This window comes from Saccharomonospora sp., from assembly GCF_027317685.1.
Lineage (GTDB): Bacteria > Actinomycetota > Actinomycetes > Mycobacteriales > Pseudonocardiaceae > Saccharomonospora.
Genome location: NZ_DAHVQP010000079.1, coordinates 1 through 22,359, shown reverse-complemented (window position 1 = coordinate 22,359; position 22,359 = coordinate 1). Strand labels below are relative to the sequence as shown.

Below are 22,359 nucleotides of genomic sequence, written 5' to 3'. Positions count from 1 at the left end.
CGGGAGGGCTGGCTGCGATGGGCGCGGCGAAGGCCGCTGCCGACACTGCGGTGAGACTCGGCGCTGCCGGCTCATGGTCCTTCGACAAGGAGGAGATCGAGGCGGTCATCGCAGACTGGAAGGAGCTGCTCGAGCAACTGAAAGAGGACAGAGTGGAGTTCTCCATGTTGAGCACAACTTCTGCTCATCCTTCCGAGGATCAACCCAGTAGCGCCTTCGTTAAGTCGCTCTACGATGGTATTGCCGCACTGGAAGAGTCAAATTTCTCTATGGAGAAATATGTTTCCGAGTTCATTGAAAAACTCGAGGAGGCAAAAAGTTCAATCGGTCAGTCTGACTCTGATGGTGCCTCCGCGTTCGGCTCGGGAAACATGGGAGAAGTGTGACAGTGCGGAAAATACTATCCTGTAGTGCTGTTCTATTGGCTGCTTCGGGAATTTCTTCTGGTTGCTCTTCTGAGGAGTCTGGAACGCCGTCCGCTCAAGTTCCCGCTACTTCAGAAGTATCCAGTTCCACGGACCCTCCCCTCGGGGGCTATCCAATTCCGGAATCATTGGACCTGTCCCCATTTTCCTCGATGCCGTGCGATCTTGTTCCGCAGGAAATCCTGGGTGAGCTTGGATACGATTCCGAGGGAACTGCAAAATTAGAGGAATCCGATACTGTCGCTGCCTGGACCGGTCCCGCCTGCTTTTGGCAGGCGCGGGAAGGTGAGGAAGGTCTCCTGACCGTTACTATCCTATCCGGAAATGCTGAAAGAGGGTTCGGAGGATTGGCGGGCCTTCGGTCTCTTTATGAGCAGGGGGAATTCGCTTACTGGGAGGATGCGACAGTTCTCGATTACCCTGCTGCCTATGTGAGTCAGTGGGATCGACGTGCTGATGGCGAGTGCGGAATTTCTGTCGGGGTTTCCGAGGAAATGGCTTTTTCGGTGGTGGCGAGTTTCTATAAAGAAAATCCCGACAGGGCTTGCTCTGTGGTGAGTGAAGTGGCGGAGGATGTTGTCGGCAATTTGAGGGGAGAAGCCTGATATGTGGTCTGGGATTCGGGCGGAGCAAATTTACGAGAACTTCAAAAATGGTCACGGGACTAGCGGTATGGAAAGCGTTGCCGATGTTCTGGTGCAGCTTCGGCAGAGCTATGAGGACCGTGCCATAGCGATTAAGCAGATTCAGGAGCGGATGGAGTCCGGGTGGACTGGGGCTGCGGGTGCGGCGGCGGTGTCGGGGGCTGGTCCGCTTGTGCCTGCTTTGCAGGAGTCCGCTGAGAACATGGAGCGTACTTTTGCGTCTGTGTCCAAGCAGGCTCAGGCGTGGAATCAGACCGCGAACTCTGTTGAGCCCGTGCCTCCGGCTCCGGAGAAACCGAACTGGTGGGACAACGCCATCACCCTCGGCGGGGCTTCGGACAACTATGAGAAGGGCCTGGCCGAACACAACCGGGCCGCACAGCACAACGTCGACGTCATGAAGAAGTACGAAGCGGTCACGTCGGCGAACCAGCAATTCCCCCGCGCCTACACCACCCTGACCCCCAGCGGCGTCCCGATCAAGATCGACACGACTGCGCCCAGCGCCGTCAGCACCGACGTGTCCGCCACACCCGAGGTTCGCAGCGTGGCGGGCGGCGCACCGGCCGGATCCGGACCGTCCACCGGCGCGGCCCCGATCGTGGGCACCGCCCCCTACCCCGGACGTGCCGGAGGCAGCGGCCCCGTCCCCGGTGGCGGCGCGCCCGTGCAGCCGAACGCACCCGCAGGCGGCGGTGGCGGCGCGACGCCGGCACCCGGCTACGCGGCCGCACCCATCGGCGGCGGACAGGGCCAGGACACGAACCGTCGCGGCAGCGCCAAGCCGGGCGCCAAACCGGGCACCACACCACGCACCGGCGCCAACACCGGACGCGCCGGAAGTCGCCTCTACGGAGGCGGGGGAGCCGCCTCCACCACAGGTGGCCAAGGCGGCCAGGGCGGTGCGGGCGCCCGCGTCGCCGGCGGTGACGCCGCGGCCAGGGGTGGCGTTGCCGGAACCCCTCGCGCCACGGGAACCGGGCCGATCGGCGGAGCAGCCGCCGCGCTGGGCGACCCCGCCCGAGGTGCGGCGGGCGGCGCACGCGGCGCGGGCATGGCCCCCATGGGCGCCGCCGGAGCCGGTCGAGGCCAAGGCGACGAGGACAAGGAACACCAGCGCGCCTCCTACCTGCAGGAAAACGACCCCGATGAGGCATTCATCGGCGACCTCGGCAAAACAGCACCCCCGGTGATCGGTCAGTGAACGAAAAACACGTCACCCTCTCAGTCGGGGCCCTCGCCGGCGCCGTCGAACGCGAGGGCCTCGGCACACTGCACCTGGCACTGCAGCCCGAGCCCATGTGGATCCCACAGGAAGAACAGGCCTCGGCGCGCTCCGCGTTGGACAACGAGCTGCTCGAAGCGGGACTGCTCGACCGACGCGGCCGCCTCGACCCCGACTTCCTCGACTGGCTACCCGTACTCACCAACGCCGCGATCGAGTACTACGGCTGGCTGTCCCAGGAAGACGGCCCCACCTGGAGCGTGCTCGCCGCGTCCCGGGGACTGCAAGGCGTGCTCGCCGTACGCGAAGGCGACCGGGTGACCCTCACCGTCGCCGACCACACCGACCTGCCCGCCACACTCGTACGTCAACTCCCCGACGTAGGACCCGGCGGCGGCAGCCGCTGGGTGGTGCGGGTCACCGACTTCAAAGAAGCCCTCCAACACACCCACCACGACCGGGCGGTGGCCGCCGTCGTCGCCGAGATCTCCAAAGTCATGGAACGACCCGCCTACGGTGGGGGCGAACTGTACGTGGCGGAACGCGACCCCTCCGGGCACCGCCACACCCTGCGCAACCCCCTGCACTACGTCGACACCGACTGGGGCCGCTACCTCAATCACCGCGTCCGAACGGGCGACGAAGAGGAACTCCGCGTCCAACCCGCCGACGCGGCGACCCTGGCGGCCACGCTCGAATCGTTGCGCAGCCACCTCGTCAGGACACAACACGCCTGACGTCTCACCGGCCGCGGCGGACCAGGTCGAAACACACCACCGCCGCGGCCGCCGACACGTTCAACGACTCCACATCACCCGGCATGGGAATCGACACCCAGCCCGCCACCGAATCCGCCACGGCGACGCTGACCCCATCGGTCTCCCCGCCGAGCACGAACGCCACCCGCGACGGGACACTCACGTCGAACAACGACGTGGTGTCCACGTCGGCGCGCGTGCCGAGCGCGTAGACGGTGTAACCAGCCTCGACGAGCAGCTCGACGGCCTCCACCGCCGTCGCACACCGCAACACGGGCGCACGGAAAGCCACCCCCGCCGACGCCTTCACCACCAACGGATCGAGCGCGGCCACACCACGACGCGGCACCACCACACCGGGAATCCCGGCGGCCGTGGCGGTACGCAGGATCATGCCGACGTTCGCAGACGTGGTGATGCCGTCCAGCACCAACACCGGCGACGGCGGTGTCCGGCCCTCCAGCGCCGCCGAGAGCGGACGCATCCGAGGCGCCACCACATCGGCGAGCACACCCTGATCCTGCTTGCCGTTGCCCGCCAGCACCTTCACCCGATGAGCGCTGGCGCGTCGCACCGGCACGCCCCGGGCCTCGGCGGCGCGTTGGATCTCGGCGACCGCAGGACCACGAACGGTATCGGCCATGATCACTTTGTCGACGTCGAGGGCCGGGTCGCGCAAAGCCTCCAACACGGGTTTGCGCCCGTACACGGTCAGAAAGCGGTCCTTCGGCGAGGTCGCCTGCTTGTCACCCACATCGCCCAGTCTCCCAGCACGCGAGGGCACCGCCGCTGTCCGGGCTCGCAGCCACAGCGTCCGGGGGCGGATTCTGTCAGGATCGGCGTCATGGCCGACCGTCTCTCCGCGCTGGACGCGTCCTTCCTCTACGTGGAGGAGTCCTCCGTGCCCATGCACGTGGGCAGCGTGGCGATCCTGCGACGGCCTCCTGGCACAGGGCTCGACTACGCTCGGGTGCGGGCGTTGATCTCGCGGCGTCTGGCGTATCTGCCGCGCTACCGGCAGCGTGTCCAATTCGTGCCCGGACGCCTCGCCAGGCCGCTGTGGCTCGACGACACCGACTTCGACATCAGCTACCACGTGCGGAGGTCGGCGCTGCCCGCGCCCGGCAACGACACGCAACTGTTCGAACTGGTCGCCCGTCTGTTGGCACGTCCCCTGGACCGGGACCGTCCGCTGTGGGAGTGCTACTTCGTGGAGGGGCTGGAAGGCGACAGGGTGGTGCTGGTGACGAAGACGCACCAGTCGCTGGTGGACGGAACCGACACGCTCGACCTCGCGCAGTTGGTCCTGGACGCGGAACCGACCGAGCCCGAGGCTGCCACCGAGCCCGCAGCGGCCACGGACGACGCCACCTGGGCCGGTTGGCGACCCTCGCCCCGCCCGGGGCGTGCGCGGCTGTTGTTCGACGCGGTCACCGACACCCTGCGCCGTCCCGGCGAGGTCGCGGAGAACGTCCGCAACGCCGCCAAGGACGTCGCCAGCACGGCGGAACGTGCGTTCGACGTCGTCGGGGACGTGGCCACCACCGTCCGTTCCCTCGTGCGTCCCGCGCCACGGGGGCCGCTGAACACGCGGGTCAGCGGTGGGCGCGTGTTCAGCGGCGTGTCCGCCGACCTCGACGAGCTGCGCGCCATCCGACAGCGCCACGGCGGCACGATCAACGACGTCGTGTTCGCGGTGGTGACCGGTGCACTACGGCAGTGGCTGTTGTCGCGCGGAGTGCCGTTGGAACACACGACCACGGTGCGTGCGCTGGCCCCGTTGGCCGTGCATCCGACGGAGAACGCGGAGCTTTCGTCGATCGCGTTACTGGGTAACCGAGTCGACCCGTGCCTGGTGGACCTGCCGGTGGGCGAGCCGTATCCGGTACTGCGCCTGCAGCGCGTCGCGCACACGATGGGGCAGCAGGTGCGGACACGTCGGTCGGTGGCGGCCCGGGCCATGGTGCGGGTGAGCGGGTTCGCGCCCGCCACCATGCATTCGTTGGCCGCGCGGGCGGCGAGTTCGCTGTCGGGGCGGTTGTTCGACGTGGTGGTCGCCAACTCGCCGGGGCCGCAACATCGGTTGTACGCGGGGGAGGCGGAGCTGGAACGGATCTACCCCGTGTTGCCGTTGTCCCGCGACCAAGCGTTGGCCATCGGCGTCACGTCCTACCATGATGGTGTCTACTTTGGACTAAATGGGGATCGGAAGGCGTTGTCGGACATCTCGATGCTCGCGGGGAAGATCACCGAAGCGATCGAGGAACTGAAAGGGACGAACTGGTGAGGATCTACGTGCCTGCCACCATCGGCATGCTGAGGCAACTACTCGACGCCGGGGAGCTGACCCCCGTGGGGGGAACGGCGTTCGCGTTGACCCCGGCCTTGCGCGAGTCCTACACCAGCGGCTCGACGGAAGAACTGGAGTACGTCGCCCTGACCGACGCCGCCCGAGCGTCCTTGCGGCTGCTCGCGGTCGACCAAGACCCGGAGGACACCGACGACGGGCAGGAACCGCTCCGGCGCGTGGTGGTGTCGGCCGATGTCGAGGACGTGACGCTGCGGCCCGACCTCGACCACGCCGTGGTACGCGTGTCCGGGTCGGTGCCCATGGACGCCATCGCGGCCATCCACGTGGACACCCCCGAGGCGGAGCGGGCCGTGCGGGCCGCGGCGGCCGTGATCGACGACGCCGACCTGGGCGACGAGGACGCCGAATTGGCGCTCGGAGACGTCGAGGACCACGAACTGGCCTGGTACGCCACGCAGGAACTGCCGTTCCTCCTCGAACTCATGTAAGCATGGGCCTGCGCACCGCCCACAAGGCGGACCAACACGGAAAGCGAGACACACCATGGACGCTGTGACATCCGTTCCCGTGCCGGCCAACGAACCGGTTCGCACGTACGCACCGGGAACCGCGGAGCGGGAATCCCTGCAGGCCCAGCTGGCCGAACTCGAAAGCGAGCGGCACGAACTGCCGCAGACCATCGGGGGCCGCCGCCGCATGGCCGGTGGCGACCCGTTCGACGTCGTACAACCCCACGACCACGGGCATGTGCTCGGCGTCAGTGCGCAGGCCACCGATTCCGACGTGGCCGACGCGGTGGCGGCGGCCAAGGACGCGGCCCGCGACTGGAGTGAGCTGCCGTTCGACGAGCGCGCGGCGGTGTTCCTGCGGGCGGCCGACCTCATCGCGGGCCCCTACCGCGACACCCTGAACGCGGCGACGATGCTCGGCCAGTCCAAGTCGGTGCAGCAGGCCGAGATCGACGCGGCGTGCGAGCTCATCGACTTCCTGCGGTTCAACGTGTCCTACGCGCGGCGCATCCTGGCCGAACAGCCGAACTCGGTGCCAGGCGTGTGGAACCGGATGGAGTACCGGCCGCTCGACGGTTTCGTCACGGCCATCACGCCGTTCAACTTCACGGCCATCGCGGGCAACCTGCCCAGCTCACCCGCGCTGATGGGCAACACGGTGGTGTGGAAGCCCACGCCGTCGCAGCAATTGGCCGCCCACTACACCATGCAGGTGTTCGAGGAGGCCGGCCTGCCGCCCGGCGTGATCAACATGGTGACCGGGGACGGACAGGCCGTCAGCGAGGTCGCCCTCACCGATCCCGGTTTCGCTGGATTGCACTTCACCGGCTCGACGGCGACGTTCAAGCTCCTGTGGCGCACCATCGCCGACAACCTCGACACCTACGGTTGCTATCCGCGCATCGTCGGGGAGACCGGCGGCAAGGACTTCGTGGTGGCGCATCCGTCGGCGAACGTGGACAAGCTGGTGGCGGCGCTGGTGCGGGGCGCGTTCGAGTACCAGGGACAGAAGTGCTCGGCGGCCTCGCGGGCGTATGTGCCGGCGTCTCTGTGGAAGTCCGGACTGCGGGAGCAGTTGGCCGAGGTGACGAAGACCGTGTCCTACGGCGATGTCACCGACCTCTCCCACTTCGGTGGCGCGGTGATCAACGCGAAGGCGTTCGCCAAACACCGTGCCCTGCTGGAGAGCGTGCCCTCCGACCCGCACCTGGAGGTACTGGTCGGTGGCGGGTGCGACGACAGTGTGGGCTGGTTCGTGGAACCGACGGTGCTCGTCTCGGACGACCCGCGGCACGAGGTGTTCTCCACCGAGTACTTCGGCCCGATCATGGCGGTGTACGTGTACGAGGACGCCGAGTACGAGCAGGTGCTGGAGCTGGTGGACACCACAGCGCCGTACGCGCTGACAGGCGCGGTGTTCGCCGACGACCGCCGGGCCATCGGCCAGGCCCACCGGGCGCTGCGGCACGCGGCGGGCAACTTCTACGTCAACGACAAGCCGACCGGCTCGATCGTGGGCCAGCAGCCGTTCGGTGGGGCGCGGGCCTCGGGTACCAACGACAAGGCGGGTTCGATGTTCAACCTGCTGCGGTGGACCAGTCCACGCTCCATTAAGGAGACCTTCGACGCTCCCGTCGACATCACCTACCCGCACATGGGTTGATCGGCACACGAAAAACCGCCCCGAGGGCCGAAGGAGGCTCTCGAGGCGGTTTTTGTTCAGTTCGAAGTCAACGAGACCGGGTCAGGAACCGGGGGTCAGACCGGGCTCCGCTCCCATGTCCATCTCGGCGACCTGGTCGGCCGGGGGAGCCTGGATGTTCACCGGCTTGCCCCAGTCGCTGTAGGTCATCACCGTCGTGGCGCTACCCGCACCGGGCATGCCGGTGGAGCGCATGAGCTCGTCCATGTTCATCTCGAGGCGCACCGGCAGGTTCTCACCGTTGAGGTACAGCTCGAGGGGGATCATGGTGCCTTCGGGGATGGCCGCGGCGACGCTGGGGTCACCGACCATGTCGCCGGCCTTGGACAGGTCCAGCTCGATGGTGTAGTGGGTGACGTCCTGACCGTCGAGCGTGGTCTGCTCGCTGTTGACGATCTCACCGCCGGCCTGCTGAAGCTGCTCCAGCATCTTCGTCGGGTCGCTCTGCTGAGCCATCTGGTCGAGGTTCTGGCCTCCCATGTCCTCGCCCACCGACATCTTCATCCACGGCTTGCTGGGGTCGGGGTTGGCCTCGGACGGCATCTTCAGGTAGATGTCCTGGCCGTCCATGATCATCTCGACGCTCATGCTGCCCATGCCCTGAGCCTGGGCCTCCGCCGGCATGTCCATCTGCATGGTCATGGACATCTGGGGGTTGGTACCCGAGTAGACGCCCTCGCCCTGCGCCTGCATCTTCATTCCGGCCATGTCCATCTCCATGGTGAAGCTGGACGACTGGCTCTTGTTGGTCTGCTCCTGTGCGGAGGCGACGAGCTGCGAGATGTCCGAGAACGGAGACGCCGAGCTCGAGCTGTTGTTGCCGCCCTGCAACGCGGAGTCGTTCGAGTCGCCGCCGTCATCACCACAGGCCGTCAGCACCAGCGCCAGCGCGACGCCGCCCGCTGCGAGGACAGAGGTACGCATGGATCCCCCTTAATGGAATTTCAGGTCCGAGTTCGTTCAACGACTCAGACGTGGATTCGAAGAACAGGGTTCCATGCCGACCTCACAAAGTTTAAACAGCCCCCGCTTCCGGGACTCGGTTCGAGCTAAGACAGCGCGGATGACCTGGGAGAACACCCGAACGGTCACTTCCCTGAAAAGATCGCCGGCCGGGGCCGTCTCGAAGTGGACGGGCGGCTCGGGCTCAACTTTCCTCGCTGATCCGATCGGCCGGGGAAGTCTGGACGTCCACCGGCGAGTGCAGGTGATCGAGGCTTCAGGTCTCCGGTTCCGTTCGTGAGGCGAGCAGCCTGCGCAGGGACTCCAGCCGTTCCGGTCGTGCCGATCCCGAGGTGACCACGTCGTCGAGCGCGCAGTCCGGATCCTCGGGCGCGCCCAGGTGGCCACAGTTCGGTGGGCACTCCTCGGCGGCCTCGGCGAACTGGGGGAACGCCTCCACCACTTCGTCGGGGGTGACGTGCGCGAGGCCGAACGACCGCACACCGGGCGTGTCGATCACCCAACCGCCGTCGGGCAACGGCAGCGCGACCGCGGTCACGGACGTGTGTCTGCCCTTGCCGATCGCGCTGACTTCCCCGGTGGCGAGATCGGCGTCGGGAACCACGCGGTTGACCAGCGTGGATTTGCCGACCCCCGAATGTCCGACCAGTGCCGACACCCGGCCGCGCAGGATGTCTCGCAGCTGGGCGTTGTCCTCGTCGTAGCGGGTCACCACTGCGGGCACGTGCAGATCGGCGTAGTGGGCCAGCAGCTCGTCGGGGCTGGCCAGATCCGCCTTGGTCAGGCAGAGCACGGGGTCGAGGCCGCCCGTGTAACACGCCACGAGACACCGGTCGATGAACCCCGTTCTCGGGGGCGGGTCCGCCAGCGACGTGACGATCAGCAGCTGTTCGGCGTTGGCCACGACCACACGCTCGTACGGGTCGGTGTCGTCGGCCGTGCGGCGCAGCACGCTCTCGCGCTCGGCGACTCCGACGATCCTGGCGAGTGTGTCCGGCTTTCCGCTGACGTCGCCCACCAGTTTCACGCGGTCACCGACGACGATGGGGGTGCGCCCGAGTTCCCTGGCCCGCATAGCGGTGACGACGCGTTCGGGGTCGTCGTCCACCGCGCATCGCCAACGGCCCCGGTCGACGGCGACCACCACCGCGGGCACGGCGTCGGCGTGCGCGGGGCGGCGTTTGCTGCGGGGCCTGGAGCCCTTGCCCGGACGGACTCGGACGTCACTCTCGTCAAGACTGCGCCAATCCCTGCGGGTCAACCCGGTGCCACCCCGATTCCGTTCCGTTCTCCATCACCGACCATGATCTCGCACGATGTTCGCCGCGGCTGGGTAACCGTGTCACGATGGTGATCGGGAGCGCGAATGACGAGGGAGGCCGATGCCGATGTGCGGCCGTTACGCCGCCACCAAGGACACCGCCACGTTGATGTTGGAGTTCGACGCGGTGGACGGGACCGAGGGTCAGGCTCCGCAGGCCGACTACAACATCGCCCCGACGAAGGACGTCACCACCGTGGTCGAGCGGTTCCCGCGGGACGCCGACGGCACGGTGTTGGAGGATGAGTCCCCCGTGCGCAGCCTTCGCGTGATGCGTTGGGGTTTCGTGCCGTTCTGGGCCAAGGACCCCTCCGTGGGCAACCGGATGATCAACACGAGGGCGGAGACGGCTTCGGAGAAGCCCGCGTTCCGCAAGGCGCTCTCCCGTCGACGCTGCCTGATCCCCGCCGACGGTTGGTTCGAGTGGAAGGCCGTCGAAGGCGGTACGGGCCGCAGGGCGCCCAAGGAACCGTACTTCATCACCACACACGATGGGTCGTCGTTGGCGCTCGCGGGACTGTGGGAGACGTGGCGCGACCCGAAAGCCGACCCCGACACACCCCCGTTGATCACCTGCTCGGTGATCACCACGCAGGCGGTGGGGCGGCTGGCCGACATCCACGAGCGGATGCCACTGGCCCTGCCCCGGCAGCGGTGGGCGAACTGGCTCGACCCCGCCCGCACCGATGTCGTGGACCTGCTCACCCCGCCCGAGGTCGACTGGGCGGACGACGAGTTGGAGCTGCGGCCGGTGTCCACCAGGGTCAACAACGTGCGCAACAACGGCCCGGAACTCGTCGAACCGGCACGGCCCGAGGCCACCGAGCTCGACACGGCGCTGTTCGACCTGCCGGACCCCCAATGACCGCCATCGAGATCGAGACCCCGTACGGCCCGGCGAGGGCGTCGGTGCACCGCACTGACCAGGGTGTGGCGGCGTTGCTGCTCGGCCACGGGGCCGGTGGGGGTATCGACGCGCCCGACCTCGACGCCGTGGCGAGGGCGGCGTCGGAATGGCTCACTCGCGTACTACGGCCGCTCACGACGTGAGCGGCACGGTGCGGGCACGCCGACGCGTCAGCGGTATCTACGGTCTCACGGCTGAACCGGCGGCTCGGTGGTGCGTTGGAGTCGTAACTCGGTCTCCTCGATGCTCCGGCCGCTGCGTTCCGCGACGGTTCGTCGGATCGATGCCTGCAGTCTGCTCTTCAGCTCGGCGGGCGCGTGGTCACCACCGCATTTGCGAGCCAACAACTGCTTGATCTGCTCGTCGATGCCGTACTCCTCCAAACACGGAGGGCAGTCCTCGATGTGCCGCCGCAACTCGGCGTCCCGCTCGGGAGTGCATTCCTTGTCGAGCAGAAGGTAGATCTCCGCGAGCGCGTCGTCGCAGCCGACTTTGTCCGACCTACCGCTCGAGTCACCTGAGCTGTTGCGCAGTGTCATCGACGCGCCACCTCCCGCTGCTGGCCGGAGCGGATGAAACCCCGCTCCCGGGCAACATCGGCGAGCAGGTTCCGCAACTGGCCCCGGCCTCGATGCAGACGCGACATCTCTGTGCCGATGGGCGTGTTCATGATCTCAGCGATCTCTTTGTAGGCGAACCCCTCGACGTCGGCAAGGTACACGGCGAGCCGGAAATCCTCCGGCAGCTGCTGCAACGCGGCCTTCACGTCCGTGTCGGGCAGCTTGTCCATGGCTTCGACCTCGGCTGACCGCAGACCGGTCGAGGTGTGACTCTCAGCCTTGGCCAGCTGCCAGTCGGTGATCTCCTCGGTGGGCTGCTGGACCGGTTGCCGCTGCCGCTTGCGGTACCCGTTGATGTAGGTGTTGGTGAGGATGCGGTACATCCACGCCTTGAGGTTCGTGCCTTGCTTGAACGAGGAGAAGGCAGCATAGGCCTTGAGGTAGGTCTCCTGCACGAGATCTTCGGCGTCGGCCGGGTTGCGCGTCATGCGCATCGCTGCCGAGTAGAGCTGGTCGACCAGCGGCATGGCTTCACGCTCGAACCGCTCGGCCAGCTCGCGCTCGGTGTCCGCGCCCGGATCCGACTCTGCCGTAGGGATGTCGACAGGGCTCTGGGTGCTCGGCAAACCGTTCCCTTCCTTGACGCCGGTGTAGCGGCGTGTCGTGGTTCGAGCCGGCCGTGTTCCACCCAGGGATGCGGTGAGGACCCCGGACCGGCCCGGTGGTGTGGTCAGCATCGTCGACACGTTATGTGCAACGCCCGGCTCTGTCGTGGTATTCCCGGCTACCATCCGGTGACGTGGCAGGAAAGGGAACACCCGCAACCGCGCTGTTGGCCAGGCGCAAGGTTTCGCACACGTTGCACATGTACGACCACGACCCGCGAGAGGAGTCGTACGGCTCGGAGGCCGCGGCCGCATTGGGAATTGCCGCTGAGCGGGTGTTCAAAACGCTGGTAGCCGAGGTTGACGGCAAGCTCACAGTAGGGGTGGTTCCCGTCACGGGCCAGCTGAACCTGAAGGCGCTCGCCGCGGCTTGCGGAGGCAAGAGGGCGAAGCTGGCCGACACGGCCGTGGCTCAGCGTGCCACCGGCTACGTGTTGGGCGGCATCTCGCCACTGGGGCAGAAAACGCGCCTGCCCATCGTGGTGGACACCTCGATCCGCCGGTTCGACACCGTGTTCTGCTCGGGTGGCCGCCGGGGCCTGGAGATCGAACTCGCCCCCGACGATCTCGTGGAACTCACCGGCGCCACCGTGGCGCCTATTGCAGGCTGATGGTCGATGCGCCCGAATCTTCGACGTCGCTACGCGCCCGGCGCGCGAAGTGCGTGAACCCGTCACGTAACTTACGCGGCCGGGCGGAGCGCTCTCGTCAGGAGTTGGGCTTGCTGCCGTGGTTGGCCTTCTTCTTCCTGCGGTCACGCCGCTTGCGGGCTCGCTTCGACATTCTCACTCCTTGCCTGCAGACGTCACGTTTAGTGTGGCACGGGGTGGCCTGCGTCTTTTCCGACCCCCCTCACCACCGTTTCCAGGAGAAACATGTCCACGCTTGTTGAGCTGCTCGCCGACCACACCGGGCTCCCCGGCGAGTCCGTCGACCATCTCCAACGAGTGGTCGCCGAATGGCAACTCCTCGCAGACCTGTCGTTCTCGGACTTCCTCATGTGGGTTCCCGTCGAGGAAGGCGCGGACGAGTTCGTGTGCGTCGCCCAGGTGAGACCCACCACGGGGCCCACCGCGCACCCGGAGGACGTCGTGGGCACCCGGTTCACCAGCGACGAACACCCACAGCTGTGCCGGGCCATGCGGGAGGTGCGGATCTGCCGGGAAGAAGAACCGCACTGGTATCGCGACCTGCCGATGCGCAGGGAGGCCATCCCCGTCCGCTTCGGCGACTCGGTCATCGCGGTGCTGTCCCGGGAGACCAACCTCGCCACGCCGAGGGTCCCCAGTCCGCTGGAGATCGCCTATCTCGGCAGCGCGGCCGACCTGTCCCAGATGATCACCGATGGCACGTTCCCGTGCGCGGAGACGGACACCGGCGTACACACCAGCCCGCGGGTCGGTGATGGGCTCGTCCGCGTGGACCAAAGCGGCACCGTCGTGTTCGCCAGCCCGAACGGCCAGTCCGCTTACCACCGCATGGGCTACGAATCGGACTTGGTCGGCACACGCCTCGTCCCGCTGACCCGATCCCTGGTGCGCGATCCGTTCGACGCCGCCGACGTCGCCCACCACATCCAGGACGCCATCGACGGCAAGCCCGGCACCCGTACCGAGGTGGAGACCCTGCCCGGCGCGGTGGTGCTGTTCCGGGCGCTGCCGTTGCGGCCGGCGGGAAGAGCGGCGGGCGCGCTCATCCTGGTGCGGGACGTCACCGAGCTCAAGCGGCTGGACAGGGCCCTGCTGTCGAAGGACGCCACGATCCGAGAGATCCACCATCGGGTCAAGAACAACCTGCAGACGGTCGCGGCGCTGCTGCGCCTGCAGTCCCGGCGCACTCAGTCGGCCGAGGCCAAGCAGGCGCTGACCGAGTCCGTGCGGCGCGTGTCGTCCATCGCCATGGTGCACGAGGCGCTGTCGATGTCGGTCGACGAGCGCGTGGACCTCGACAGCCTGTTCGACAAGGTGCTGCCGATGGTGGGGGAGGTCGCCACCGCCGAATTGCCGGTGCGACTGACCAGGACGGGTTCCTTCGGCGAAGTCGCCGCGGAGATCGCGACGCCACTGGTGATGGTGGTCGCCGAACTCGTGCAGAACGCTGTCGAGCACGCGTTCTCCGGTGGGCGGCAGGGCCAGGTGACCATCGTGGTCGAGCGCTCGGCGCGCTGGCTGGACGTCTTCGTGCGCGACAACGGCAAGGGTCTGCCCGCCGGGTTCTCATTGGACCGTGCCGACGGACTCGGCCTGCAGATCGCCCGCACTCTCGTCGAGTCGGAGTTGCGTGGTTCGTTGGCGCTGCGAGGAATGAGCGAGGACACCGCGGCCGGGGAACGGTCGGCCGACGACGGCAACGAAGGAAAAGGAAGCGGAACCGAGGCCGCTGTGCGCATTCCGCTCAGCCGCCGGTCGTGACACCCGGTTCGTTCGACGCGATTTCCCACCGATCCGACTCGGACCGAAGGAATGCGAATGGCGGGAACGGGGAACGGGGACGGAACCGGGGCCACGGAAGTGGCATATGTCGCATTCGAAGGCCGGCACCCGAAACGGATGCCGGCCTTCGAGCTTTTGCCCTTTTTCGCGGGAGGAAAGGGCGAACGCGGTGCCGCTTCTTTCAGAAGTTGCTACGCGTGCTGATCTGCGCGCGACGACGCTTGAGAGCGCGACGCTCGTCTTCGCTCATACCGCCCCAGACACCGGCGTCCTGGCCGCTGGCCAGAGCCCAGGCCAGGCAGTCGGAGGCAACGGTGCAGCGGTGGCACACAGCCTTCGCCGCGGCAATCTGAGAAAGAGCGGGACCGCTGGTGCCCACGGGGAAGAACAGTTCCGGGTCCTCGTCTCGGCAGGCCGCGCGGTGGCGCCAGTCCATTTCTTTGAGCTCCTTATTTCGGGCGCGGTGTTCCACGCCACAGTCGTCATGGCGGTCGTTTTTTGGGGTGCTTGTGAATGCTTTCACGAACACACGGGTTCGACAAGTGTTTTGCGGGGATCGGTGAGTCAGCTCACCCGCCTTAGTGACGTGTTTGACCTGCGGCTTTGCCCTTTCGTCGCGTCGACGCCGGAAAAGCGGTGCGGTGAGTGGACCGTTCCCGTCGCCGAGTGGTAACACGGACTTTGCCGCAGGTGATCACGTGACTGTTGCTCACCGGCAGCAGGTGCTCAGCGAAGGCTTAGACCGCAACCGTGAGCGCACGGGGCACGCTGACGAACTCCACGTGAGTGCGCTGACCCACCAGGTCTCCGTCGACCTGGAAGTTTACCGGCGATTCCGCTGTTACGCTGATTAAAGCCACGTCGTCGTGACGAACCAGACGTCGACCGCGATGTTGACCACGCCGACGTAACGCTTGACGGACATGTCGCAGCACCGTCGGCAGCCCGAGCCCCGTCAGCGCGAAAAGCCCCAAACCCAAGTCGAACGAGCAGCCGGTGTTGAGATGCACCGGGCGGGGACCCAGGTAGCTCCAAGGATCTGTGTTGGAGACGAAAGCGGTACGGACCTGCGCGGGTTCCTCGCCGGGCACACGCACCGTCAACTCGGGACGGCCCTGCGGGGGGCGCAGATAACACGCCACCGCCGTTCGCGAATACAGCCAAGGACTCGTGCGCTTGCCCCGACGCCGATCCACAGCGGCGACGACATCGGCGTCCCAACCCATCCCCGCGTTGAACGTGAACCACCGACCGTCGGCGCGGCCGAGCCCGACCTGCCTGCCCCGGCCCTGCCCGATGGCGTTCAACAAGTGATGAGTGGCCTCCACCGGATCACGCGGCAGACCGAGATTGCGGGCGAACACGTTCGCCGAGCCTCCGGGCACCACACCGAGCATCGGCGCCGAGGCGTAGCAATTCGGTTTGCCGTCCGTGGTCGAGAGCAGGCCATTGACCACCTCGTTGACCGTGCCGTCCCCGCCGTGCGCCACGACGAGGTCCACCTCGTCCGATGCGGCGGCCCGTGCCACCATCATGGCGTGCCCACGGTAGTCGGTTTCGACCACGTCGAGTTCGACCTGACTGGCCAGCGCGTGCGCGAGCACGTCGCGACCAGCAGGTGTGGTCGCGGTGGCCTGTGGGTTGACGACGAGAACAGCACGCACCAGCCGCAGAGTAGGCGACCGGACGTCGATTGCGGCGCTCGTCGCCTCAACTCTCGCTGCGAATCTCGTCACTACGTGACCCACGCACCGCGAGGCCTGCTTCTCGCTCCGCTTCCGCCTACCGCCTCCCGCTGTTCTCCCGTTTCGGCTCCTGCCGCGACGAGTTGCACCCCGGGCACGACCGCCCGCTCATCGACGACACCAGAATCTTTGCCCGGAGAGCCACCGAGATAAAACGTCCGACCGGGTGGCATACCATCGGAGGTGCTCACGCACGGTCACGTCCGTCACGTTTCAGGAAGGCGAGGATCCCGTGCCGATCCGAGACACCATCTCTCCCGCTCCCCGCGAAGTCCGCATCGCGGGCGCCCTCACAGCCCTGCCCGGCCTCACCCTTCTGGTCTTCGGTGTGCTCCTTGTCGTGAATAGCGGTGACGAGCCCGTCATGGGAGGGACCATTCTCGCCGCCGAGATCATCTACTACGTGGTGCTGGCCCTCGGGGTGCTGGCGTGTGCGGTGGCCCTGCTGCTGGGCAAGACGTGGGCGCGGTCGCCTGCGTTGGTGGTGAACCTCGTCGTGATCGGCGTGGGCTGGTACGCGGCAGGCCCCTCGGACCGCTCCGCTATCGGCGTGCCCATCATGCTCATCGGACTCGCGGTCATAGTGCTGCTGTTCCGTGAGCCCTCGCGCGCCTGGGTGTTGGGGCAGCAGGAAGGGGAGAGCGAGGAAGAGGCCGCGCGTCGTGGTGGCGCTGCGGGCCGGGCGGCCGAGCGCGAGCGGCGGGACAAATAGCACTTCGTACGGGAACTGCGGACACAGCTACACAGGCTGCGGACACAGCTACACAGGCTGCGGACACGGCTACGCAGGCTGCGGACACGGCGCAGCCGTGTCGTGTTCCTCCTTCATGGCGTGGAGGTGCGCCCACGACTCGACCGTCCGGACGCCGTCCAGGGCCCGGATGCGTTCGAGCGTGTCGAACGCCGCGGCCTGGGAACTCGTTCTGATCGAGCCGACGCCGTTGCACCACCCCATGCCCGCGGCGAAGCTGTCCACCTCGGGAAGCTCGACAAGCTGACGAGCGACCGGCTCGGTCGGCCCCTCCACCGACACCGCGAAGCCCATCGTGTGCACGCTGCTCAGCGGTGTCAGTCGGACGAGGGCGCCCACGTGCACCACGCCCGAGTCCAGCAGCCGCAGCACCCGCGTCCGGGTCGCTCCCGGTGACAGTCCGCTGACCTCGGCGAGTTCGGCGAACGAGGCCCTGCCGTCGACGCGCAGACGGGCGGTCAGGGCGTGGTCGGCGGCGTCGAGATCGACGTGAACCGGTGCTCCGGCGCTGCCCAGCGGACCGGGTGGGAAGTAGGGGTCCTTCCACAGGTAGGTGTAGGTGAGTACCTGAACGGTTCGTACCCCGGGGACCGACTGGACGCGCGCGAGTCCTTCGGCGAACGTGTCGAGATCGAGGGTGCGTAACTCCGCGGTGATGGCGAACCGCCCCGCCGTCGTAGTGACGAACGAGGTCTCCTCCAGCGTGGTGAGCCGTTCGGCGACGGGCAGCGCGGGGCCTTCGACGTCCACGATCACGTGCCCCATCTGATTGAGGCCGAGGACGCTGGGGTGGACGGCTCCCACGAGCCGCAGTGTGCCCTGGTCGATCAGTCGCCGGACCCGGGCCATGACGGTCGACCGGGCCAGCCCCACGTGCTGGGCGAGCGCTTCATACGATGCCCGGCCGTTGTGCTGAAGCGCGCGGACGAGCTGTTCGTCGACCTCGTCCAGTTCCACCCGCATCACCTTCCAAGGGGCCTGCCGACAGGTCGACCAGATCGACGACCAGGCCGAGAACCCGGTGACCGTCGCGAATCGGTCGATAACGTATCGCACTCGGAACGCGACTCTTGTCACGTTCGCGGAAAAAGTATCAAAACCCTCTTTTATCTGCGGATACATCGGAGAAAACCGGCTTTTTGGCGACGATTCGTTCCTTGATACCGGTTTATGGCAACTGTATGGTCAGCGCCCATCGTGCCGGCCCGCCGGGCTGTGTCGCGTAGACCACCGATCGTTTCGGGAGGTACGCCGATGGGCGTCCGCAGCACGACGCACGTTGCACCACAGGCGTCGGACAGAGAATTCTTCGGGCATCCCCGAGGCCTTGTCGGCCTGTTCTTCACGGAAGCGTGGGAACGCTTCTCGTACTACGGAATGCGTGCCCTGCTGCTGTACTACATGTACGACCGGGTCGTGGACGGCGGGCTCGGCATCCCCGCCGACACGGCACGTTCACTGGTGGCGGTCTACGGCTCGGCGACCTACATGTCGGCCATCGCGGGTGGCTGGATCAGCGACCGGCTGCTCGGCGACCGTAGGGCGACGTTGCTCGGCGGCGTACTCATCATGTGCGGGCACCTCTGCTTGGCGTTGCCCGCAGAAGCCACCGCCTTGTTCGTGGCGATGGTGCTCCTCGCGGCGGGCACCGGCCTGCTGAAGCCCACGATCTCGTCGTCCGTCGGCGACCTCTACGCCAAGAACGACCCGCGCCGGGACGCGGGCTTCTCGATCTACTACATGGGCATCAGCGTGGGTGCCGTGGCCGCCCCGCTGGTGGTGGGCACGGTGGGCCAGACCTACGATTACCACCTCGGATTCGGGATCGCCGCCGTGGGCATGGCCGTGGGTCTGGTGGTCTATCTGTGGACCCAGCGCCACCTCAGCGCGGCCAGCGATCGGCCGAAGAACCCGCTGCGGCTCGACGGTATCCCCCGGGAGCGACTGGCCACCGTGGTCTCGGCGGTGGTGGCCGTGCTCCTCGGCGTGGTGTTCTGCGCCACGACGGGTGTGTTGACGACCGGCGGTGTCGTCAACCTGATCAGCTTCGTGGCCGTGGCTCTGCCGATCGCGTACTTCGTGGCCATGCTGCGCAGCAGCCGTACCACGGAGGTCGAGCGGGTGAGGCTGCGCGGCTACATCCCGCTGTTCGTCGCCGCCGTGTTCTTCTGGGTGATCCAGGAGCAGGGAGCCACCGTCATCGCGCAGTACGCGGCCGAGAGCACGGACCTCGACGCGTTCGGATTCAGCATTCCGGCGTCGTGGTTCCAGTCGGTCGGTTCGTTCATGCTGATCGTGCTGACACCGCTGTTCGCGCTGATGTGGCTGCGGCTCGACCGGTCGGCGAGGCCGCCCGCCACGGCGCACAAGTTCAGTGTCGCGCTCGTCATCGCCGGATTGTCGTACGTGTTGCTCGTGCTGCCTTCGGCGCAGGACGGCCAGGCCCATCCGCTGTGGCTGGTGGGCAGTCTCGCGGTGGTGACGATCGGCGAGATGTGTCTGTCGCCCATCGGCCTGTCGGCCACGGCCCGCCTGGCTCCGGCGGCGTTCGCCACCCAGACCATGGGCCTGTGGCTGGCCGCCGGGGCCGCGGGGCAGGGCATCGCGGCGCAGCTTGTGAAGTTCTACGACGCCGAATCGGCGGCAGGCTACTTCGCCGCCGTGGGGATCGGAACGGTCGCGCTCGGCCTGGTCCTGTTGGCCGCCGCACCGCTGATCCGTAAACGCACCGATGTCCCCGTGGAGGTCTGAGAGCCACCGCGTCCGGCTCAACCGCCACACCGTCCCTGTACTCACGAGAAAGGACCACGACCACATTGAGCACATCGACACGCATGGTGTTTCGGGGAGGAACGGTCTTCGACGCGGTCGGCCGCACGACCGACACGGCGGATGTCGCGGTGGAGGACGGGGTCATCGTCGCGGTCGGGTCCGATCTCGACGGTGACGTCGAGGTGGACTGCACCGGCTGTGGGGTGCTGCCGGGGCTGTTCGACTGCCACGTCCATCTGACGATGAGTGACACCGACGTCTTCCGGGTGGCGCAGGAACCGTTCTCGCTCCAGTTCTACGAGGGCGCGGTCAACATGGCCGCCACGCTCGCGGCGGGAATCACCACGGTGCGGGACGCGGGCGGTGCCGACCTGGGTATGCGAGTGGCGCAGGAACGCGGGCTGATCCCCGGGCCGAGGATGCAGGTGTCGCTCAACATGCTCAGCCAGACCGGTGGGCACGGCGATCCGTGGTGGCCCTCCACGTGCGTGATGGACCTGTTGCCCCCGCATCCGGGGCGGCCGCCCGTGGTCGTGGACGGACCGGAGGAGATCCGGCGGAAGGTCCGGGAATTCGTCCGGGCCGGAGCGGATGTCATCAAGGTCGCCACCAGCGGCGGACTCGTTTCCAGCGGCGCGGGTCCGGAGATCCCGCACTTCCGGGACGACGAGATCGCGATGTTGGTGACCGAGGCCACGGCCGCCCGTCGCTTCGTCATGGCCCACGCCCACGGTGAGGGGGCGAAGGCGGCCGTGCGCAACGGGGTCCGTTCCATCGAACACGGCAATCAACTCGACGACGAGACGTTGGAGGAGATGGCTCGGCGGCGGGTGTGGCTCGTGCCGACGTTGGCCTCAGGTCTCGGCCTGCGGCAGTCGGTGGAGAACGGGGTGACCTACCCGGAACACATCATGGAGAAGATCGAGCAGGCCGAGGCCAACCGCAGCGTGCGGCGAGCGGTGGAGGCGGGTGTACCGATCGCGATGGGCACCGATGCGCCGCTGTATCCGCACGGACAGAACCTCGTCGAATTGGCTTTGCTGGTGGAGGAGGGCATGACCCCCGCCGACGCCCTGCACGCCGCGACCCTGTCGGCCGCCGAGTTGATGGGGCTGCACGAGACTCTCGGTTCCATCGAGCCGGGCAAGCGCGCCGACCTCGTGATCGTCGACGGTGATCCGCTGCGCGTGGAGGGTCTCGGCGAGCGGGTGAGGGCCGTCTACCAGGACGGGCGTGCCGTCGGAGTCCGGCCCGACCCGTCCGGTCCCGCTCAGTCCGCGACCTCGGCGGCCAGTTTCTCCAACGATGCGTCGGTGAGCCGGTAGACGGTCCACTCGTCCATGGCCTGTGCGCCGAGCGAGCGGTAGAACTCGACGGCGGGGTTCCAGTTCAGGACCGACCATTCCAGCCGGGCGTAACCGCGGTCGATGCATTCCTTGGCAAGTGTTGCCAGCAGTGCCTTGCCGAGGCCCCTACTGCGCATCTCCGGCCGGACGTAGAGGTCCTCCAAGTAGATGCCATGTACGCCGCGCCAGGTGGAGAAGTTGAGGAACCACAGCGTGAAGCCTGCGATGCGGCCGTCGATCTCGGCGACGTGTCCGTACAGGGCCGGGTTCTCGCCGAATAGTGCCGCACGCAGCTGCTCGGACGTGAGGTGACACTCGTGTGGCGCCTTCTCGTATTCGGCGAGGTCATGGACGAGTTCGACGACGGTGTCCACGTCCGACTCGCGGACGCGGCGAATACGCGGGTTCAATTTTCCTCCGGGGATCGATCAGGACGGGGGAATGTTCAGGTGGAGGAGTTGCGGCTCGTTCCGTTCCCGGCCGAGCACGGTGAGGCTCGCGGGGTCGAGTCGGAATCGACGGCCTGCCGTGGCGGGAAGACCGAGCCAGCGGGCGATGAGCACCCGGCCGAAGTCACCGTGGGCCACGAGCGCGACGGGACGGTCGGCGAGTTCCTTGCGGGTCCGTTCGAGTACCGCGTCCGCCCTGCGTTCGACGTGGTCGGCGTTCTCCCCGCCGGGTATCGGGTGTGACCACACCGACCAGCCCGGTACGCGATCGTGGACCTCGGCGTGACTCAAGCCTTCGTAGTCACCGTAGTCCCATTCCACGAGGTCCTCGGTGAGGTCGGACACGACCAGCCCGGCGAGTTCCGCGGTGCGGAGAGCAGCGCGGCGAGGACTGCTGAGCACCAGGGCCGACGAGTCGTCGGACATGAGGGCATAGGTGCGCCCGGCGGCGTGCGCCTGCCGTTCCCCGACGGCGGTCAGTGGCGGATCGGTTCGTCCCACGTATCGCTTGACGGAGGACCACTCCGTCAGGGCATGGCGCAGGAGGAACACGTGGTGCTCATGCACGCCTGCAATATAACTGTCTTCCAGGGGTCGAAGAGGTAGTTGAGACGGGCGGCAATGCTGTCATCGTCGTCACTGTCCGCAATCATGATCGCCTGGTCGGGTGGGGCGGGTGTACTCGTACGGGGTCGGATGGGAATCGCAAACCCCGCTGATGACTGAGTGAATTTGACCGAACACGATTTGTGTTCACGCGCTGTGTGCGCAGAATACGAACCTATGCGTCCGCTCTCCCGTAGGCATCTGCTCGGCCTGCTCGCGGTGAACACGGCGAGCGCCCTCGGGCTGGGCACCATCGCCACGCCATCCG

Annotated in this window: 23 protein-coding genes and 1 pseudogene; 14 read left to right on the top strand and 10 right to left on the bottom strand. The window is 67.1% G+C overall.

From position 1 onward, the window contains the following. From M7H19_RS09405 to M7H19_RS09390, 4 genes are all read left to right on the top strand, one after another. A partial coding sequence (locus M7H19_RS09405) for a hypothetical protein (protein WP_298179723.1) occupies positions 1-386 on the top strand: 386 nt, incomplete at its 5' end. Further along, positions 383-1,030 (top strand): DUF3558 domain-containing protein, encoded by a 648-nt coding sequence (locus M7H19_RS09400; RefSeq protein WP_298179721.1) that lies wholly within the window; start codon positions 383-385, stop codon positions 1,028-1,030. The genes M7H19_RS09405 and M7H19_RS09400, both read left to right, overlap by 4 nt. Before the next feature lie 262 nt (positions 1,031-1,292). Further along, positions 1,293-2,273, top strand: a complete 981-nt coding sequence (locus M7H19_RS09395; protein WP_298179719.1) for a hypothetical protein — start codon at positions 1,293-1,295, stop codon at positions 2,271-2,273. Then, on the top strand, positions 2,270-3,031 hold the full coding sequence (locus tag M7H19_RS09390) for an ESX secretion-associated protein EspG (RefSeq protein WP_298179717.1): 762 nt from the start codon (positions 2,270-2,272) through the stop codon (positions 3,029-3,031). The genes M7H19_RS09395 and M7H19_RS09390 overlap by 4 nt, the downstream gene beginning before the upstream one ends. Before the next feature lie 4 nt (positions 3,032-3,035). Here M7H19_RS09390 and M7H19_RS09385 read toward each other — a convergent pair whose 3' ends face one another. Next, positions 3,036-3,806 carry an RNA methyltransferase gene (locus tag M7H19_RS09385; protein WP_298179714.1) on the bottom strand — a complete coding sequence of 257 codons (771 nt, stop codon included), beginning with the start codon at positions 3,804-3,806 and terminating at the stop codon, positions 3,036-3,038. 90 nt (positions 3,807-3,896) lie between these two features. Between M7H19_RS09385 and M7H19_RS09380 the strand changes: the two genes are divergently transcribed. Genes M7H19_RS09380 through pruA form a run of 3 tightly spaced genes read left to right on the top strand, consistent with a single transcriptional unit; the run spans position 3,897 to position 7,535 of the window. Beyond that, positions 3,897-5,339, top strand: coding sequence for a wax ester/triacylglycerol synthase family O-acyltransferase (locus tag M7H19_RS09380; RefSeq protein WP_298179710.1), 1,443 nt, complete (start codon positions 3,897-3,899; stop codon positions 5,337-5,339). Next, positions 5,336-5,851 (top strand): hypothetical protein, encoded by a 516-nt coding sequence (locus tag M7H19_RS09375; protein WP_298179708.1) that lies wholly within the window; start codon positions 5,336-5,338, stop codon positions 5,849-5,851. The genes M7H19_RS09380 and M7H19_RS09375 overlap by 4 nt, the downstream gene beginning before the upstream one ends. Positions 5,852-5,906: 55 nt before the next feature. Beyond that, complete coding sequence (pruA, locus tag M7H19_RS09370; protein ID WP_298179705.1) at positions 5,907-7,535, top strand: L-glutamate gamma-semialdehyde dehydrogenase; 1,629 nt, start codon at positions 5,907-5,909, stop codon at positions 7,533-7,535. Between the two features lie 81 nt (positions 7,536-7,616). Here the strand turns inward: pruA and M7H19_RS09365 are convergent, their stop codons facing one another. Beyond that, complete coding sequence (locus M7H19_RS09365; RefSeq protein WP_298179702.1) at positions 7,617-8,498, bottom strand: hypothetical protein; 882 nt, start codon at positions 8,496-8,498, stop codon at positions 7,617-7,619. Positions 8,499-8,793: 295 nt separating this feature from the next. Next, positions 8,794-9,798: a ribosome small subunit-dependent GTPase A gene (gene rsgA, locus M7H19_RS09360; protein ID WP_298179699.1), complete on the bottom strand. Its 1,005-nt coding sequence runs from the start codon at positions 9,796-9,798 to the stop codon at positions 8,794-8,796. A 127-nt stretch (positions 9,799-9,925) separates the two neighbouring features. Between rsgA and M7H19_RS09355 the strand changes: the two genes are divergently transcribed. Both M7H19_RS09355 and M7H19_RS09350 read left to right on the top strand, forming a co-directional pair. After that, entirely contained in the window at positions 9,926-10,723 is a 798-nt protein-coding gene (locus M7H19_RS09355) for an SOS response-associated peptidase (RefSeq protein WP_298179696.1), read from the top strand. Further along, a pseudogene (locus M7H19_RS09350) lies at positions 10,720-10,866 on the top strand (alpha/beta hydrolase); the annotation flags it as partial. The gene M7H19_RS09355 and the pseudogene M7H19_RS09350, both read left to right, overlap by 4 nt. An 87-nt stretch (positions 10,867-10,953) precedes the next feature. Here the strand turns inward: M7H19_RS09350 and rsrA are convergent. Together rsrA and M7H19_RS09340 are read right to left on the bottom strand one after the other, a co-directional pair. Further along, on the bottom strand, positions 10,954-11,304 hold the full coding sequence (gene rsrA, locus M7H19_RS09345) for a mycothiol system anti-sigma-R factor (protein ID WP_298179693.1): 351 nt from the start codon (positions 11,302-11,304) through the stop codon (positions 10,954-10,956). Then, the gene (locus M7H19_RS09340; RefSeq protein ID WP_298179727.1) at positions 11,301-11,951 is read right to left on the bottom strand and encodes a sigma-70 family RNA polymerase sigma factor; all 651 of its coding nucleotides are present in this window, start codon (positions 11,949-11,951) and stop codon (positions 11,301-11,303) included. The genes rsrA and M7H19_RS09340 overlap by 4 nt, the downstream gene beginning before the upstream one ends. Before the next feature lie 173 nt (positions 11,952-12,124). Between M7H19_RS09340 and ybaK the strand changes: the two genes are divergently transcribed. Together ybaK and M7H19_RS09330 are read left to right on the top strand one after the other, a co-directional pair. Next, positions 12,125-12,601, top strand: coding sequence for a Cys-tRNA(Pro) deacylase (gene ybaK / locus M7H19_RS09335; protein ID WP_298179690.1), 477 nt, complete (start codon positions 12,125-12,127; stop codon positions 12,599-12,601). Between the two features lie 264 nt (positions 12,602-12,865). Beyond that, positions 12,866-14,401, top strand: a complete 1,536-nt coding sequence (locus tag M7H19_RS09330; RefSeq protein WP_298179687.1) for a PAS domain-containing sensor histidine kinase — start codon at positions 12,866-12,868, stop codon at positions 14,399-14,401. 202 nt (positions 14,402-14,603) lie between these two features. Here the strand turns inward: M7H19_RS09330 and M7H19_RS09325 are convergent, their stop codons facing one another. Then, entirely contained in the window at positions 14,604-14,858 is a 255-nt protein-coding gene (locus M7H19_RS09325) for a WhiB family transcriptional regulator (protein ID WP_298179684.1), read from the bottom strand. Between the two features lie 301 nt (positions 14,859-15,159). Beyond that, a complete protein-coding gene (locus tag M7H19_RS09320) occupies positions 15,160-16,086 on the bottom strand; it encodes a diacylglycerol kinase family protein (RefSeq protein ID WP_298179682.1) in 927 nt (308 codons plus the stop codon). Positions 16,087-16,399: 313 nt separating this feature from the next. Here M7H19_RS09320 and M7H19_RS09315 point away from each other — a divergent pair, with 313 nt between their 5' ends. After that, entirely contained in the window at positions 16,400-16,879 is a 480-nt protein-coding gene (locus M7H19_RS09315) for a hypothetical protein (protein ID WP_298179679.1), read from the top strand. Positions 16,880-16,948: 69 nt separating this feature from the next. Here M7H19_RS09315 and M7H19_RS09310 read toward each other — a convergent pair whose 3' ends face one another. Beyond that, positions 16,949-17,881, bottom strand: coding sequence for an Lrp/AsnC family transcriptional regulator (locus M7H19_RS09310; RefSeq protein WP_298179677.1), 933 nt, complete (start codon positions 17,879-17,881; stop codon positions 16,949-16,951). Between the two features lie 291 nt (positions 17,882-18,172). On the opposite strand from M7H19_RS09310, the gene M7H19_RS09305 reads away from it, so the two are divergent. Next, a complete protein-coding gene (locus M7H19_RS09305; RefSeq protein ID WP_298179674.1) occupies positions 18,173-19,669 on the top strand; it encodes an oligopeptide:H+ symporter in 1,497 nt (498 codons plus the stop codon). Between the two features lie 65 nt (positions 19,670-19,734). Then, on the top strand, positions 19,735-21,015 hold the full coding sequence (locus M7H19_RS09300) for an amidohydrolase family protein (protein WP_363321354.1): 1,281 nt from the start codon (positions 19,735-19,737) through the stop codon (positions 21,013-21,015). On the opposite strand, the gene M7H19_RS09295 is transcribed toward M7H19_RS09300, so the two are convergent. Beyond that, positions 20,961-21,446, bottom strand: a complete 486-nt coding sequence (locus M7H19_RS09295) for a GNAT family N-acetyltransferase (protein WP_298179671.1) — start codon at positions 21,444-21,446, stop codon at positions 20,961-20,963. The genes M7H19_RS09300 and M7H19_RS09295 overlap by 55 nt on opposite strands. A gap of 18 nt (positions 21,447-21,464) precedes the next feature. Then, positions 21,465-22,052, bottom strand: a complete 588-nt coding sequence (locus tag M7H19_RS09290) for a histidine phosphatase family protein (RefSeq protein ID WP_298179669.1) — start codon at positions 22,050-22,052, stop codon at positions 21,465-21,467. Between the last annotated feature and the right edge of the window lie 307 nt (positions 22,053-22,359).